Origin of the sequence: Campylobacter gastrosuis (assembly GCF_030249845.1) — a bacterium.
In the GTDB taxonomy this organism is placed as follows: domain Bacteria; phylum Campylobacterota; class Campylobacteria; order Campylobacterales; family Campylobacteraceae; genus Campylobacter_A; species Campylobacter_A gastrosuis.
In genome coordinates this window covers 23,764-39,279 of sequence record NZ_JANURM010000014.1, presented here as the reverse complement: position 1 = coordinate 39,279, position 15,516 = coordinate 23,764, and the positions used below count along the sequence as shown (strand labels likewise).

Here is a 15,516-nt window from a genome sequence, read left to right as displayed (position 1 = left end):
TTAAATGTTAGCCGACAAACTTCGTCCATTTTTGGATCGCTATGATGAAATTTCATCGCTTCTTAGCGATCCAAACATTGTAAATGACATTGAGAAAATGACGAAACTCTCAAAGGAGCAGTCAAACCTTGAAGAGATAACAAATGCGGCTAAAAACTACCTAAAAACCCTTGATGATATTGAAGAAAACAGGGCTTTGCTTGATGATAGTGAGCTTGGCGAGCTGGCACGAGATGAGCTAAAAAACGCACAAATTCGTAAAGAAGAGCTTGAAAACGAGATAAAAATTCTGCTCCTACCAAAAGATCCAAACGATGATAAAAACATCTTTTTAGAAATTCGTGCTGGCACTGGTGGCGATGAGGCGGCGTTGTTCGTGGGCGATTTATTTAACGCTTACATTAGATATGCAGACGCCAGAGGGTATAAATTTGAAATCGTTAGCCAAAGCGAAGGTAGCGTCGGCGGTTTTAAAGAGATAATCTTGCTAATTAAGGGCAAGGGCGCATACTCACGCCTGAAATTTGAGGGTGGCACTCATCGCGTCCAGCGTGTGCCAGAGACCGAATCTCAGGGGCGCGTGCATACTTCGGCGGTCACGGTCGCCATTATGCCAGAGGTTGAAGATAGCGAGATTGAGATAAATCCAAACGACCTTAGAATTGACGTAATGAGAAGCTCTGGGCACGGCGGACAAAGCGTAAATACGACCGATAGCGCCGTTAGAATCACGCACATACCAACAGGTATCGTAGTAACCAACCAAGACGGCAAATCTCAGCACAAAAACAAAGAGGCGGCGATGAAGGTGCTAAAAGCTAGGCTTTATGAGATGCAAGAGAGCGAACGCCTTGAAAAAGAGATGAAAGATAGAAAAGAGCAGGTCGGCACCGGCGATAGAAGTGGTCGCATACGCACCTACAATTTTCCACAAAATCGTATCAGCGACCACCGCATAAATCTCACGCTTTACCGCCTTGACGCGATAATGACGGCTGGGCTTTTTGATGAGATTATTGACTCACTTATCGCACACGCTCAGTCAGAAGCACTGCTTGAAGCTGGGCTATAAAAGTATCTTTAAATCGCTTTTGCTGTTTAATGGTAAATTTTTATAGGCAAGGTCGCTCCTGCCATAGATTTAAAAATAAAATTTTTGTTTAGTTTATAATATAGAGTTACTTTAATTCTAAAATTTTTAACTTAATTTTTAACACAAGTAAAGCGAAGCAAATTGCCCTTTCGTGCAAATGCTTGCCGATTAAAGTCGGCATTCGCAAGTTTTTATTTTTTTACGTTTTAACATTTTTGAAATTTTAATCTAAAAATTACGTCAATAAAGCCATAAATTTGCTGATTTTTTAACATTTTTATGTTTTTTATTAAAAATTTGCATGATTTTTGGCGAGAATAAAATAAAGATGTCCTTTTTTAATATAAAATTTTGTGGCTTGAAGTAGAACTTTGTTTGAAATTTAAAAGTGTCTCTTGTTTTTAAGGCAAAAGGTGGCTTTTTACGTTCTACTTTTAGAACGAGCAAAGCGAAGTAGGGTCACCCCCTTCTCCTTTGCCGTAACTCGCAGAGCAAAAAAATGGTATCGTAATACCATTTTTGTTGCTGTCTGCTCCCCCACGACAACGCTTCTAAGGTGGCGAACACTTGCCGATTTTCAATCGGCATTCACAAGTTTAGATTTTTACATTTTAGCGTTTTTAAAATTTTAATTCACAAACCACGCCGATAAAACCAAAAGTTTGCCAAAAGCACCGATTTTTAGGCTTTACGTTTTAGCGATTATTTTAATCACATTGCCCCATATAAAGGCTCGTTTTGCTGTGGTTTGGTGTCGCAATCCTTGCTCATTATGCGTAAATTTTTAGCACTTTTTATCTTTGCGTCATCCTTAAAAATCGCCCTGACCCTATCCATACCAGCGTAAAAATCACGCATTAAAGTAACGCAAAGATATCTGCCAAATCGTGTCGGTTTGACCACGCCACCGCTTTGTTTTATCGCACCGACCAACTTTAACATTGATAGCTCAAACGCCAAATCCTTGCGTAAATTCGCCCCATTTTGGGCGTTGTAGTCAGCAATATCCACAGCCCCGTCAAAGAGTTTGACTAAAAATTTATACTTTAACTGCTCTTTTTTGCTAAATCCGCACTTTGCGATGACCGCACTTTTGCCACTTTTAACACGCCTGCCGTAGTCAAGCAAATTAAACGCATTTATAACAAGCTCGCCGTTTAAAAAGCTAAACGCACCACTGCCGACGCCGACATATTCGGCATTTGAGCCGACATACTCATCACGCAAATCGCTAACATTTTTAGAAAATGCCCAAGCGTTATTTTGATGATAATCGCTAAAATTCTCGCAAATCAGCTCGTAAAATTCACGCTCGTTATCCACATTTGAAACCCCAAGCGTCCTAGCTATCGCCTCTCTTGTGAGATTTGACTTCATCAGCGGATAGAATGTGATTTGCTCTGCTTCAATGCTTTTTGCGATATTTATGTCATTAAGTAGCTGGGATTTGGTTTGATTTGGCAGGTTAAAAATAAGGTCAATACTAAGTGTTTTAAAGACGCCGAGTGCGTTTTTTAGGCGTTCTTGCACCTCTTTTGAGCTACCAAATTTCTCATATCTGCCGACCTTTTTTAAAATCTCATCATCAAAACTTTGCACGCCGACACTTAGGCGGTCTATCAAGCCACGAAAGCGTTTTAGGCTCTCTGGGGCAATGTGATTTGGGTCGCTCTCGGCTGAAATTTCAGTTATGCCAAAAAGCTCTTTTGCCAAAATTAGTGTCTTTTCAAGCTCGGCTTCGTTAATTAAAGTCGTGCCACCGCCGACATACATTGAGCTAAAATCAAATCCAGCTTCTTTGATTTGCCTCATCTCAGTGCGTAAATTTTCAAAGTAAATTTTAGCTAACTCCTGCTCGTAGTGATATTTGTGAAACGAGCAATACGGGCAAAATGTGTGACAAAACGGCACGTGAGCGTAAAGCATATAACTTTTGTTTGATTCTGGCTTTTTATCGTAAGTTTCGTTGTTTAAAATTTTGATATTAAACTCGTTGTAAAGGGACTTTTGGATACTTTTATGAGCGTATCTGACCGCTAAATTCTCAAAAATGCTGTTAAATCCCATTACAACCCCTTTGCGTAAAATTAATCCGCAAGAATAGCCAAAAATGGCTAATAATTCACTTATAAATGCGAATTTTACGCAAAGTTTATGCTATTTTAAATTCTTAAAACTAAGTGGTAACTCCAAATTTAGCCCACGAATTAGCTTTATGCACTCTTGCAAATCATCAATGCTTTTGCCGACCACCCTGACCTCATTGCCACGAATGCTAGGCGTTACTTTTAGTTTTGCGTCCTTTATGGCTTTTGTGATTTTTTTGGCATTTTCGCTATCAAGCGTGTCATTTAGCTTTAAAATCGCCTTAATATTACCGCCACTTGCACTCTCTCGCCTACTCTCGCTAAGTGCTACTGGTGGGATATTTCGCTTAATCATCTTTGAGATTACGATATCTTTTAAAGCGTCAATCTTAGCGTCAGAGCTACTTAAAAGGCTTATAAATTTCTCCTTCTCATTTAGCTCAATTTCTGCCACAACGCCCTTAAAGTCATAACGCCCTGAAAGCTCTTTTTTAGCCGTTTCAAGAGCGTTTTTAACCTCCATCATATCAACACTAGCCGATACGTCAAAGCTATGCTCACTCGCCATTTATAAAATCCTCAATATTTTTTACCATTAAATTTACAAGCCTAATCCTAGCCTCAAAACTCGCCCAAGCCACGTGTGGCGTGATGATTAAATTTTGCTTGTTTTTGACGTTTAAAAGCGCATTATCAGCGTTCATCGGCTCACATTCAAGCACGTCAAGCACGGCTTTTAGCCCACGCTCATCAATCGCAGCCGCAAGCGCACTCTCATCAACAATCCCGCCACGACCAAAATTTGAGATAATCGCGCCTTTTTTCATCAAATCAAGCTCTCGTTTGCCAATAAGCCCCTTTGTTTTCTCATTTAGCGGTGCGTGAATGCTTACAATATCACAGGTTTGTAACATCTCATCAAGCCCAAATCTCTTATAAATCACATCTTGCGTGTTGCCACTTGGCGAAAAGTAGCAGACATTTGCACCAAAGGCACTTGCGACTTTTGCCACGCTCTTGCCTATCTCGCCAAGTCCGATAATGCCAAAATTTTTGCCACTTAATTCAAAAATTGAGCGGTCTAAATTCGTAAAAATTTCGCTCTTTACCCACTCGCCGTTTTTGACATAATCATCGTAATATCTAACTTCGTTTAACAGCGAAAGAAGCGAAGCAAAGGTCTGCTGGACGACGCTTGGCGTTGAGTAACCAGCGACATTTTTTACTGGTATGCCTTTTTCTTTTGCGTAAGCCATATCAATGTTATTTGTGCCAGTTGCACTCACGCAAATTAGCCTTAAATTTGTAGCGTCCATAACCTCTTTTGTGATTAAAACTTTATTTGTAATCACGACATCAGCACCGCTTAAACGACTAATCGTTTGGCTTGGATTTGTCATATCAAAGCTTACAAATTCCCCAAATTTCGCAAAGACATCCAGATTAACATCGCCAAGTGTCGCCGCATCAAGACAGACAATTTTCATTTTTACCCCCTTTAAATTTGATTTAAATTGTGTTTATTTTACCCAAAAATTTTGCAATATTAATAAATTTGAAGCATAAAAATCACGGCGTGTTACGATATGAAATTTTAGCCTTGACAATGGGGGGGGGTATTGATAACGGGGGGGGGGCGTGGTAAAATACGTGAAATTTTAAAGGAGCTGTGATGGTCGTAAGAAACAAAAAAAGAACTAGCAAGAGCAGTAGAAAGCAATGAAAATCAAATAGAAATAGAGGGCGATTTAGCAACCAAAACCATAAAAATCAAAGCCGTTGGTGCCATTGTTTGGTTGGTTGTCATAGGTGCGATTGGCATTGGTTTTGCCTTAATCCTAGCCTTGCTAGCAACAGCTGGGGTTTCTGGTATAGCAAGTAGCGCGGCTCTCGTGCCTGCTGTTGGCGTTTTAGGGCTTGGTGCAACGACCGCCCGCCATAAGCATTGCAGTCGCTGCTGGTGGGGTTGGCGTTTTAAATAAACTCAGAGATTATAAGTTAGAAAAAATCTCATCAAACAAAATCAGACTAACAAAAAAGTAGTCACAAAGGGGCATTTGCCCCTACTCTATGTAATGCCCTACAAATTTTGAAGCGTTATTTAAAATCTCGCCACCTTTTCTGTATCCCAATGCACACCCCTCAAATGCAAAAAACACACCAGCTTGATAGCACTCGCCTTTTTCATCTTTGTTAAACTCGTAAAATTCCTGATAAATCGCCCTATTTTGTGCGTATTCGCCATCATTTTGGCTTAAAATTTTACCGCTCTCACCAAGGATTGCCACATTTGCGCCCTCACGCCCAAAAATCGGCTTTTTCACGCACTTTTTACCAGCTAGTGGCTCATCTTTTGTTTCTAAAAGCAGCGGGTGATTTGGGTATAAATCCCACAAAATTTTAAGTATGCCCTTGCTTTGAAAAAGTAGCGTGTAGGCTGGATTTAGGATTATCGCCTTGTGATTTTGCACGATATTTTTAAGGATTAACGCAAGTTCGCCCTCTTTAACGGCGATGTCCTCCCAAGGGATTAGCTTAAACCAGTATTCGTAATTTTCATTATCCTTAAAAATGCCGTCCTCATCGCTAAAAACCACCTCATCAGCATAAGCAAAATCGCACCCAAATCCAGCCTCATTTGCCGCTGCCATAAGTAGTTTTGTCGTCTTTTCATCTTCAATACTACCTGCAACCGAGCTAAATAAAATTCTCCAACCCTCATAGTATTTTGCAAAATCATCGGTGTTCTCATCAAGCGTGACAAGGCGTTTGAAATTCTCAACAAGCCCAGCGTAAAGGTCGTTAAACTGGCTGTTTTCATCCATTTTGTTAAATTTTAGCATCGCCCACTGAATAATTGCTGTTTCAAAAACAGCAGTTGGCGTATCGGCGTTAAACTCAATGAGCTTTATAGGCTTACCGTCAAGCCCGCCCGCTAAATCAAAACGCCCATACAAATGCCAATGAACATCGCTCTGCCAGCTATCTTTAATAAGCTCAACTAAGTTAAACGGGATACCGACCTCGTGAAAAAGGTTGTTATCTATTATGTGCTGGGCGGCGGCTACATACATATCGTATAGCTCATTTACCGCCTCGTAATACGCCTCACACTCATCGCTAGTGACAGCAACTATCTCATCAGCCACATAAGCCGTGCCGTCAGAGTCCGTGTGCCACGAAAAGCCGATTTGCTCCATAAATTCGTTTGTTAAAGGTTGTATTTTTTTTAATTTCATCTTTTATCCTAAAATTTTAGCTCAAAGGCTATGTTTGCCCTTTCAAATGGGAATTTTTTCTTATCAACTGGAATTTGCTTAAAGCCAAATTTTTGATACAAATGCACAGCACTGGTGCAATCTGTGTTTGAAACGATGAGAATTTTACCGATTTTAAGGCTTTTTGCGTAATCTATACACGCCTTCAAACAAGCACTCCCAGCACCAAAACCCTTATACTTATCATCTGTAGCAAATTTCATAATCTCCCAGTCGCCGTCATCCCTTGGGGCTATCATACAGCAAGACATAACACTCTCATCATCATCTAAGGCAAAAAATATATTGCCACCATTTTTTATATATGGCTCTATATTTTCAAGCTCTTTTATGTCTTCATCCTCAACTTTAAACATCAAAGATATCCAAGCCAAATTTAAACGGATAAAATCATTTTTAAATTTAGCGTCATAACCGACTATTTTCATCTCAGCCACCGCTTGACTGCGTGCTTTGTGTGCCTTTATCCGCTCCGCCAAAAAATCCGCTCTTACCACTAGTTGATTTTGGCGAATTTGCCGTAGTTTTGGCTTTGTTAAAGCTATCAACGCTTCTTGTGTAGGCAGTTGGCGATTTGTAGCTTGTTTGGCGGTTGGCTTGAAAATTTTGGTTGCCAAAGAGTTTGCTACCTATCCAGCTACCCAAAATCGCACCAGCAGCCGAAGCCAAAAGCGTCTCGCCAAGCCCCAGCCCACCGCTTGTTAGCTGTGCGTCTGGCGACTTTGTCAGATTTGATGTGCCGTTATCAATTTTGGCGTTTTCTTCGGCGATTAGCTTATCAATCTCGTCCTTACTAAGCACCCGCTCAACGCCGTTAAGATCCTTTAAAACCACCCTAGTTTCGCTACTTGGATACTCTTCAAGCACCTTGTATTTGCCCGGTGCAGTCTCCTCAATGACGACAAAAGCACCCTCTTTGACCGCTACATTTTGGCTCTGCTCACTCGTGCTTTCGCCACACCCAGCAAGTCCAGCCATAACCACCGCTCCAAATCCGCCAATAGCGGCGTAAGTTGCTATTTTTTTAATGTGTTTCATAAATCTCCTAAAATTTGTTTTAAACTTTTATCTTTTTTAACCAAAATCACGCCATCTTTAAATTTTATAAATTTTGAGCGATTTGTGCGTTTGATTATCTTTTTTTGTGCCTTTTTTAGCTCACTTTGGCTTAAATTTAGTGTGCGTAAAAACTCGCTTAGACTTATAAATTTTCTCTCGCTAATATCATCAATCTCAGCCTCAATCACGCCCTCTTTTATCTCGCTTTTGCCCTGCAAAATTGGCTTTTGCATAGCGTTTAAAAACGCCATTAGCTTCTCGTCGCGCTCTTTGTAAATTTGCGAAATTTCGTTTTTGCTGTCAATTAGCATCTGCTCTTTTTCTTTAAAAAGTCGCTCTTTATCACCCTGTAAATTTTCGTTTTTTGTCTTTAATTCGCTTAGTTCATTTAGTAAAAATTCTATGAATTTATCTTGATTTATCTGCGGTTTTTGTGTGGATTTTTTTGGCTTTTCATCGGCTTTGTCATTTTCATCATCATCAAGCAGGACAAATTTCACGCCATCTTTTTCAACCGATTTTAACGAGCCTCGGCGGATTCTGTTATAAACAGCTTCTTTTGAAATTCCCAAAATCAAAGCGACTTCTGAAACGGGCAATCTTTTCATAAAATCCCCTAAAAAAGCCGATGAAAGCTCATCGGCTTGTATGGCTTAGAGCTTTGACTCATAACGTCTAAGCATATATAGACGTTTTAGCATTTTCTTTCTAGCAGCGATCTTTTGTTTTTTTCTAACCTCAGTCATCGGCTCAAAAAAGCGTCTAGCACGAACTTCTGTTACGATTAGGTTACGATCAACTTGCTTTTTGAATTTTCTGTAAGCTTCGTCAAAAGACTCATTAGGATGCACCTTAATACCCGGCAACGTCCTCACCACCTTTCGTTTAAGATAAAAGCCTGATTATAGCCTAAAAAAGCTTAAATTTATTTTTTGTTTTAAAATTTATTTTAAATAGCTATCTTGTTTATACTCCACGCCCTTATCATAATCCCTTAAAAGCTTCACGACAATTGGACTTAGGATTAAAATCGCAATTAAGTTTGGCAAAACCATAAGTCCGTTAAACATATCAGCTAGCTCCCAAACGAGCTTGACCTTTAAAATACTGCCTAAAAATACGAATAAAACGACTAAAATTTGAAAGTATTTTATCCCCTTTTTGCCAAAAAGATAGCGGATATTTATCTCGCCAAAATAATACCAGCCAACAATTGTCGTAAATGCAAAAAAGAATAGGCAAACTGCGATAAATGCGTATCCAAAACCAGCTCCAAGCAGTGATGAAAATGCGTGCTGAACTAGCCCAATGCCCTCAAAAACTGGCTTACCGACCGCACTAAACTCCACCACGCCAGAGGTTAGGATAACAAAAACAGTGATGTTTAGCACGACAAAGGTGTCAATAAACACGCTCATCACGCCTAAAACCGCCTGTTCTACTGGGTGTTTTGCTTTTGCGGCGGCGTGTGCGTGTGGGGTTGAGCCCATACCAGCTTCGTTTGAAAATAGCCCCCTAGCTATGCCGTATCTCATCGCAGCGGCGATTGTAGCACCAGTAGCACCGCCCCAAGCGGCATCTGGGTTAAAGGCGGCTTTAAAAATTAGAAAAAAGACATCTGGAATTTCTTTGTAATTTGAGCCGATTATGATAAGCCCTACCAAAACGTAGCAAATTGCCATTATAGGGACGACCTTCTCGGCCACCCTTGTAATTCGCTTCACGCCACCGATAAAAACAATCGTGCAAATGAGTGCTAAAACCGCACCGCTAAACCACTTTGGCACGTTAAAGGCACTTGCAAAGCCATCTGAAATTGAGTTTGCCTGAACCATATTACCCATAAAACCGAGTGCTAAGATGATAGCCACAGCAAAAAATGCAGCTAAAATTTTGCCAAATCTACCGCCAAGCCCACGCGAAATGTAAAAGGCTGGGCCACCGATGACGTGTCCGGTGTCGTCTTTGCTTTTATAAATTTGAGCTAGGCAAATTTCAGCAAAATTGGTCGCCATACCTAAAAATGCAGCCACCCACATCCAAAAAATCGCACCCGGCCCGCCCATAATAATCGCCGTTGAAGCGCCGACTAAATTGCCCGTGCCAACCTGTGCTGCTACCGATGTAGCAACGGCTTGAAACGAGCTCATACCATCTTTACCAGCTGCCTCTCCGTGAAGTGAAAAGCTACCAAAAAGCCTACGATAGGCGATTTTAAATTTAAAAATTTGAACTAATTTTAAACGAAAAGTAAAGTAAATTCCAGTGCCAAGAAGCAGGGTTATTAAAAAATAAGGACCCCAAATAAAGCCGTTTATGTCGTTAATTATCTGCGTAAAACTCTCCACAAAATCCCCTTTAAAAAGCAAATGGAGTAATTTACTTAAAAATTACTAAAAAAATAATGAAAATTTATAAATTTTTGCTAGATTTTAAAATTTTTATGCATTTTGGTTAAATTTCACGCTAAACTCAGTCAAATTTTCATCGCTTTTTACGCTAATTTTAAAGCCAAGCTCATCGCAAAATTTCTTAACAATGCTAAGTCCAAGCCCAAGTCCGCCGTTTCTATCATCAAATCTCGTAAATGGCTTAAAAATCGCCTCTAAATTCTCTCTTTTAATCCCGCTGCCACCATTTTTTATCACAAGCTCATTTTGCCCCAAACGCACCAAAATTTCGCCGTTTTCATCGCTGTATTTTATGGCGTTGCTTAAAAGATTATCCACGATTTTTGTAAATTTTATGCGGTTCGTGTTTAGGCTAAAATTTTCAATCTCGCTAGTGATTTTTAGCCCCTTGTTTTTTGCCATTGCCTCAAAGTATAAAATCCGCTCGCTAACGACATCGCTAGGGCTTAAAATTTCGCTTTTTTGCGTGTTTTTAAGCAACGAAAAAGCCACCAAATCATCATATAAATTTGAAAGCGTCAAGGCGGCTGTTTTTATGTTATTTAGGTATTTTTGCGGATTTAAATTAAACATCTCAACGCTCATTAAAATCACGCTTACTGGGGTGTTTATCTCGTGCGTGGTGTCCCTTACAAAGGCGTTTAAAAGCTCAATTTTCTCATAAAGTGGGCGAATTGATAGGCGAATTATGAAAAATGCGATGAGTAAAATCAGACACAAAAGCAGGGCTAAAACCGCTAAAATTCTCACTTTTAGCTCAAAAAGCACGGCGTTAAAATCGCCTAGTTTTACGCTTACTAATAGCTCTAAATTTCGCCTTTTATCAAATAGCACAAAGTGGCGAATGTCGCTAAAATTTTGACGCTCTAAACTGCCACTTTTTACGATCGTGGCGTTAAATTCGCCCAAATCCGCCCCAGTTAAAAAGCCGTTAAATTTTAGCCTGTTTTGAAGCTCGTGCCTAATCTCACGGACTGCCATTTTCTCCTTTTGCTCTAAAAATCCACGCTCACGCTCGTAAAAAAGGTAGCCAAAAAAGCCCAAAAACGCCGTGCTGGTTAAAAAATAGAGCAAAAAAATCGGTAAAATATGGCGATATTTAGACATATTTATAGCCTAATTTTGACTGGCTAATTATTCGTTCTTTGCCCAAAATTTTGCGTATTTCAGCGATATAAACCCGAAGACTAGTTTCGCTAGGCATCTCATCAAAGCTCCAAATCTGGCTAAAAATTTCATCGTGAGTAACAAATCTATCACGATTTTTTAAAAGCAAAGAAAGAAGCAAAGCCTGTTTTTTAGGCATTGAGATTAAATTTTGCCCCTGATAAAGTGTATTTTGTGCTAGATCAAAGCTGTAATTTTCATCTAGCTTTAAAAGCGAGCTATCGCTGTGTAAAAAGGTGCGTTTTAGCAAATTTTGCACCCGTAAATCTAGCTCTTTTAGCTCAAAAGGCTTTTTTAAATAGTCATCGCAACCGCTTAAAAAGCCCTTTGATACGTCATCAATCGTGTTTAGCGAGGTCGTAAAAATGCAAGGTGTGAGCCGTCCGCTCCGCCTTAAATCGCTAAGAAGCGTAAAGCCGTCCTTGCCGATGATTTTAACATCAAAAATCCAAAGTGAAAATGCGTTTTCATACGCTAAATCAATCGCCTCATCGTAGCTTTTTACGCCCACGACTTCGTGTTTTTGACCAAGATACTCACACATCATCTCATTTAGCATAGCCTCATCTTCAACGACTAAAATTTTTGCCAATTTAACGCCTTTTTAACTCTTTTTTGGCATTTTATCTAAATTTTTGCAGTTGCCATTTTTTTGCCTATCTTTTTTGCCAAAAAAGCCAAAATTTTTAGCATCTTTTACGCTTAAATTTTCAAGCTTTTTCTCATAATTTTGCCTAAAATCGCCCATAAATTTCTCACGCTCATCATCGCTTAGCTTTGAAATTTTATCTCGCATTTTATCCTTAAAATCGCCCTTGATTTTTCGCGCTTGCTCCATTAAAACCCCAGCACGCTTATCAAGCTCAAACGAGATCTCGCTCATCGTCTTAGCGTCAGCCGTGGCTATCATCGCCATTAGCTCATCATTTGTGCGGTTTTTTAGCGTGTTTGCAAATAAAGCACCAGCTAATAAAAATACCAAACCTAACTTTTTCATTTTCTATCCTTTTTAGTGAATTTGTGCTGGGATTTTAAATAAATTTTGTGAAGTAAATGTTAAGTTGCTTTTGGTAATAATTTTATAAATGTTTAAAAGGATTTTTATGTCAGAGGCGATTTTTAATAAAATTTATGAGTGTTTATCGCAAAATGGGGCGAAATTTCGTGTGATAAATCACGAGAGTGCAGGCACCTCAGAGAGCGTAGCAGCCGCTCGTGGGACGCATTTAGGGCAAGGTGCAAAGGCGTTAGTTTGCACGATTAAGGGCGTGAGTGGCTCATTTTTGGCTGAAAATTTTGGTATTTTAAGCCAAAAAGAGAGCGTAAAAGTCAATGTAATTGCGATTTTACCAGCCGATCATAGTGCGAATTTAGAGCGACTTGCGGCAGTTTTTGGTGCAAAAAAGGCAAGCCTAGCAAGTCCAGCCGAAGTTACAGAATTAACGGACTGCGTCTTTGGCTCAATACCGCCATTTAGCTTTGATGAACGGCTGCTTTTGGTCGTAGATAAGAAGCTTTTTGGCAGGTTTAGCGAGATTGCCTTTAACGCTGGATTGCTTGACCGCTCAATCGTTTTAAACGCCGAAGATTACCTGCGTATCGTAAAGCCAAAGCTTGTTGATTTTGCGGATAAAACCCCCAGCCTTTGATTTAAAATTTCACAAAGATACGATTTAACGGCGTATGGTATTACTCTAAAAATTTAAGCATAAACGGATATATCATTTAAAAGGGGGCTAAGCCCCTATTCTATCTTTTTACCTCTTGCTTTTATCGTTTCTATCTCATAAAGGTTTAAATAAATTTTCATCTATAATTACACGAAAGGCGGAGCGACTAACACTTCTAACCAATCTTTAACGTTTTTATCCACGTTTCTTTAAAATTCAAAAGCTTTTTAGTCTTTATCCTGCTTAAATTTATAATGTAAAATCATTTTTCTGCTTAAAAATTTCGTTTTAAACGCTTGATTTTTGGGTGTTTTAGAAATAAATTTTACCTAAGTGTATGTAAAGTGAAATTTATTTTAAGGAGTAACCTATGAAAAAGGGTTTTACAATGATTGAGTTGATCTTCGTGATCGTTATTTTAGGTATCTTAGCTGCTGTTGCCGTGCCTAGACTTACAGCTACACGTGATGATGCAGAAATGGCTAAGGCCGCAACAAATCTTACTACGCTAATATCTGATATTACGGCTTACTATACCTCTCAGGGGCAGTTTGCGCAAGATGGTAATGTTGCAGATATCAAGGCAATGACTGCTGTGCAATTTGATGAAAATGGCGCTAAAAATAAAGGCATTATAAAAGCCGCTGGCAAAAAATGCTTTGAAATTGAATTAGTAAAATCAAGCGATGCGACAACTGGTGCTGGTTCAACTCAAACAACAGTTACAACGCCTTCTCACATAAAACTATCAAAAGGTAGCGAATCAACAGCTGATATATGTGCTAAACTTTATAAAAATAAAGGCATTAGTGATTTATTTACTTCTACAATTACAAAAAGCGATGGTTCAAAAGTAACAGAAGCGAATAAAGGTCTTATCCAAGTCGGCGGTATGGGCGTAGTATTCTAAACCTATAAAACGGCTAGAAATAGCCGTTTTTCTAACTCTTTTTATTAAAAATTTTACACATTAAATTAAGAAATAATTCATATAAAACTTAATGCCATTTTTTACAATTGATTAAATAAGAAATAAAATGTTTTACAGAGTTTGTTAATCATAATTTTGCAAAGATTAAAACTGGTGGAAGCGAGGGGGATCGAACCCCTGTCCAAAAACAAAACAACCGCAGCCTCTACATACTTAGCAGAAGTGAAAATTTCATCTAAAAAGGCTCACTTCCCAAAACCAAAATTTAGACTAAGACTAAGCTTCGCTTCAAGGCTCGTCAAACCCCAAAACTACACTACCTGGATTACTCGCAGACCTTTTTAGATAGTATCAAAAGGTGCAAGGCTCAACTGAACTTACGCAGCTTTAGCGTAAGCAGGAGCGAATTTAACGTTATTTGCGTTTAATTTTAATTTAGGCTTTTTACGCTTTGCCAAAAGCGGTATGCCACCACGACCACTCTGCTCCTGTCGAAGCCAAGTCGCTCCCATAAAGAAGTGCTATTTTACAGCGATTTTTGGATTTAGTCAAGCTTTGTCGGGATATTTATGATTAGCGGTTCAAGCACGCTAAAATACTCGCTGTCACTCTCTAAATCATCTTTGTATTTTGAAAACTGGTCAGCAACAAGCAACAACCAGTCTATGAATTTATCATTTGCAGGGCCTCTTATGTCCCTAGCCTCCGTGCAAACCTCTTCTGCAAGGGCTGCGAGTTTTACGATAGGGTCAAGGTGCATATAACCAGCAGCTGACTTGATATTGTGATAAATTCTAAACAGCTCTTTTATGTTTTCTTGATACTTTTCTGGGCGATTTAAATTTATCACCAAAGGCTCAATGATGTCGCACATTAGCGAGTAGTGAGATAAAAACTCTTCAACAATGTCAAGCGAATAATCAATCTCTAAATTCCTAAGCATCCCCATTTTATATCCTTAAAAACATTAAGGGCTAATTGTATCAAAATTTTGCTAAAATTAGCACAAATTTTAAAAAAAGGCAAAAACCAAATGAGTATAACGCAAATATTAGGCAAAAAAGGCAGAGAAAAAATCGTGGCAATCACCGCTTATGACGCACTTTTTGCTTCGCTTTTTGATGAGTTTGTAGATATTATTTTGGTCGGAGATAGCCTAAATATGAGCTTTAACGCGCAAAAAGACACGCTAAATCTTGGCATAAACGAGGCGATTTATCACACAAAAGCTGTAAGAAACGGCGTAAAAAAGGCACTTTTAATGGCTGATATGCCCTTTGGTAGCTATCAAAGCGAGAAACAAGCCCTAAAAAACGCCACGAAATTTATAAAACAAAGCGGCGCTGATTGCGTGAAATTAGAGGGCGAAGATAGGGCTATCTCAATCATAAAAAAGCTAACCGGCGAGGGCATAGCCGTGTGCGGACATATCGGACTTATGCCCCAAAATGTGCGGTTTGAGGGCGGTTATAAGATAAAGGGCAGGGGCTATGACGAGGCTAAACGGCTAACCGAGGCGGCTTTAAATTTAGAGGCGGCTGGGGCGTTTGCCATTGTGCTTGAAGGTGTGATTTCAGATACCGCTAAACAGATCACAGACGCCCTAAAAATCCCGACTATCGGCATTGGCTCTGGCGTTGATACCGACGGACAGGTGCTTGTGTTTTCCGATATGCTGGGGCTTTATCAGGGCTTTAAGCCAAAATTTGTAAAAGAGTATTTAGACGGCAAAACCTTAATCAAAAACGCCGTAAAAACCTACGCGAACGAGGTAAAAAGCCAAAAATTCCCAACCGATGAATTTAGCTACAAGGCGTGAA

17 protein-coding genes, 1 other RNA gene and 1 pseudogene are annotated in these 15,516 nt (G+C 39.4%); 5 read left to right on the top strand and 14 right to left on the bottom strand.

The window, feature by feature from the left end; all coding sequences use genetic code 11:
* Positions 1–4 precede the first annotated feature (4 nt).
* Positions 5–1,072 carry a peptide chain release factor 1 gene (prfA, locus tag NYG85_RS09175; protein WP_284938204.1) on the top strand — a complete coding sequence of 356 codons (1,068 nt, stop codon included), beginning with the start codon at positions 5–7 and terminating at the stop codon, positions 1,070–1,072.
* A gap of 732 nt (positions 1,073–1,804) precedes the next feature.
* Here the strand turns inward: prfA and NYG85_RS09170 are convergent.
* From NYG85_RS09170 to NYG85_RS09160, 3 genes are all read right to left on the bottom strand, one after another.
* On the bottom strand, positions 1,805–3,160 hold the full coding sequence (locus tag NYG85_RS09170) for a coproporphyrinogen III oxidase family protein (RefSeq protein WP_284938203.1): 1,356 nt from the start codon (positions 3,158–3,160) through the stop codon (positions 1,805–1,807).
* A gap of 90 nt (positions 3,161–3,250) precedes the next feature.
* Positions 3,251–3,748 (bottom strand): YajQ family cyclic di-GMP-binding protein, encoded by a 498-nt coding sequence (locus NYG85_RS09165; RefSeq protein ID WP_284938202.1) that lies wholly within the window; start codon positions 3,746–3,748, stop codon positions 3,251–3,253.
* Positions 3,738–4,667: a D-2-hydroxyacid dehydrogenase gene (locus tag NYG85_RS09160; protein ID WP_284938201.1), complete on the bottom strand. Its 930-nt coding sequence runs from the start codon at positions 4,665–4,667 to the stop codon at positions 3,738–3,740. Before NYG85_RS09160 ends, NYG85_RS09165 begins: the two co-directional genes overlap by 11 nt.
* A gap of 207 nt (positions 4,668–4,874) precedes the next feature.
* Here NYG85_RS09160 and NYG85_RS12260 point away from each other — a divergent pair.
* Positions 4,875–5,162 (top strand): annotated as a pseudogene (locus NYG85_RS12260) (hypothetical protein); the annotation flags it as partial.
* A gap of 81 nt (positions 5,163–5,243) precedes the next feature.
* On the opposite strand, the gene NYG85_RS09150 reads toward NYG85_RS12260, so the two are convergent.
* The 9 genes from NYG85_RS09150 to NYG85_RS09110 all read right to left on the bottom strand — a co-directional run bounded on the left by NYG85_RS09150 (position 5,244) and on the right by NYG85_RS09110 (position 12,092).
* Complete coding sequence (locus NYG85_RS09150; RefSeq protein ID WP_284938199.1) at positions 5,244–6,419, bottom strand: glutathionylspermidine synthase family protein; 1,176 nt, start codon at positions 6,417–6,419, stop codon at positions 5,244–5,246.
* Between the two features lie 8 nt (positions 6,420–6,427).
* Positions 6,428–6,886: a GNAT family N-acetyltransferase gene (locus NYG85_RS09145; RefSeq protein WP_284938198.1), complete on the bottom strand. Its 459-nt coding sequence runs from the start codon at positions 6,884–6,886 to the stop codon at positions 6,428–6,430.
* A 1-nt stretch (position 6,887) separates the two neighbouring features.
* Positions 6,888–7,496: a UPF0323 family lipoprotein gene (locus tag NYG85_RS09140; RefSeq protein ID WP_284938197.1), complete on the bottom strand. Its 609-nt coding sequence runs from the start codon at positions 7,494–7,496 to the stop codon at positions 6,888–6,890.
* Positions 7,493–8,125, bottom strand: a complete 633-nt coding sequence (locus NYG85_RS09135) for a MerR family transcriptional regulator (RefSeq protein ID WP_284938196.1) — start codon at positions 8,123–8,125, stop codon at positions 7,493–7,495. Before NYG85_RS09135 ends, NYG85_RS09140 begins: the two co-directional genes overlap by 4 nt.
* 45 nt (positions 8,126–8,170) lie before the next feature.
* Positions 8,171–8,383: a 30S ribosomal protein S21 gene (rpsU, locus tag NYG85_RS09130; protein ID WP_284938225.1), complete on the bottom strand. Its 213-nt coding sequence runs from the start codon at positions 8,381–8,383 to the stop codon at positions 8,171–8,173.
* 78 nt (positions 8,384–8,461) lie between these two features.
* Positions 8,462–9,865, bottom strand: coding sequence for an alanine/glycine:cation symporter family protein (locus NYG85_RS09125; RefSeq protein ID WP_284938195.1), 1,404 nt, complete (start codon positions 9,863–9,865; stop codon positions 8,462–8,464).
* 93 nt (positions 9,866–9,958) lie between these two features.
* A complete protein-coding gene (locus NYG85_RS09120; protein ID WP_284938194.1) occupies positions 9,959–11,035 on the bottom strand; it encodes a sensor histidine kinase in 1,077 nt (358 codons plus the stop codon).
* A complete protein-coding gene (locus tag NYG85_RS09115) occupies positions 11,028–11,687 on the bottom strand; it encodes a response regulator transcription factor (RefSeq protein WP_284938193.1) in 660 nt (219 codons plus the stop codon). Before NYG85_RS09115 ends, NYG85_RS09120 begins: the two co-directional genes overlap by 8 nt.
* 12 nt (positions 11,688–11,699) lie before the next feature.
* A complete protein-coding gene (locus tag NYG85_RS09110) occupies positions 11,700–12,092 on the bottom strand; it encodes a DUF1104 domain-containing protein (protein ID WP_284938192.1) in 393 nt (130 codons plus the stop codon).
* Between the two features lie 106 nt (positions 12,093–12,198).
* On the opposite strand from NYG85_RS09110, the gene NYG85_RS09105 reads away from it, so the two are divergent.
* Together NYG85_RS09105 and NYG85_RS09100 are read left to right on the top strand one after the other, a co-directional pair.
* Positions 12,199–12,744, top strand: a complete 546-nt coding sequence (locus NYG85_RS09105; protein WP_284938191.1) for a YbaK/EbsC family protein — start codon at positions 12,199–12,201, stop codon at positions 12,742–12,744.
* 391 nt (positions 12,745–13,135) lie between these two features.
* Positions 13,136–13,675, top strand: a complete 540-nt coding sequence (locus NYG85_RS09100; RefSeq protein ID WP_284938190.1) for a type II secretion system protein — start codon at positions 13,136–13,138, stop codon at positions 13,673–13,675.
* Positions 13,676–13,847: 172 nt separating this feature from the next.
* Here NYG85_RS09100 and ssrA read toward each other — a convergent pair.
* Both ssrA and NYG85_RS09090 read right to left on the bottom strand, forming a co-directional pair.
* Positions 13,848–14,206, bottom strand: a transfer-messenger RNA (tmRNA) gene (ssrA, locus tag NYG85_RS09095).
* A 34-nt stretch (positions 14,207–14,240) separates the two neighbouring features.
* Positions 14,241–14,645 (bottom strand): Hpt domain-containing protein, encoded by a 405-nt coding sequence (locus NYG85_RS09090; RefSeq protein WP_284938189.1) that lies wholly within the window; start codon positions 14,643–14,645, stop codon positions 14,241–14,243.
* Between the two features lie 84 nt (positions 14,646–14,729).
* Here NYG85_RS09090 and panB point away from each other — a divergent pair, with 84 nt between their 5' ends.
* Entirely contained in the window at positions 14,730–15,515 is a 786-nt protein-coding gene (gene panB / locus NYG85_RS09085) for a 3-methyl-2-oxobutanoate hydroxymethyltransferase (protein WP_284938188.1), read from the top strand.
* Position 15,516 lies beyond the last annotated feature (1 nt).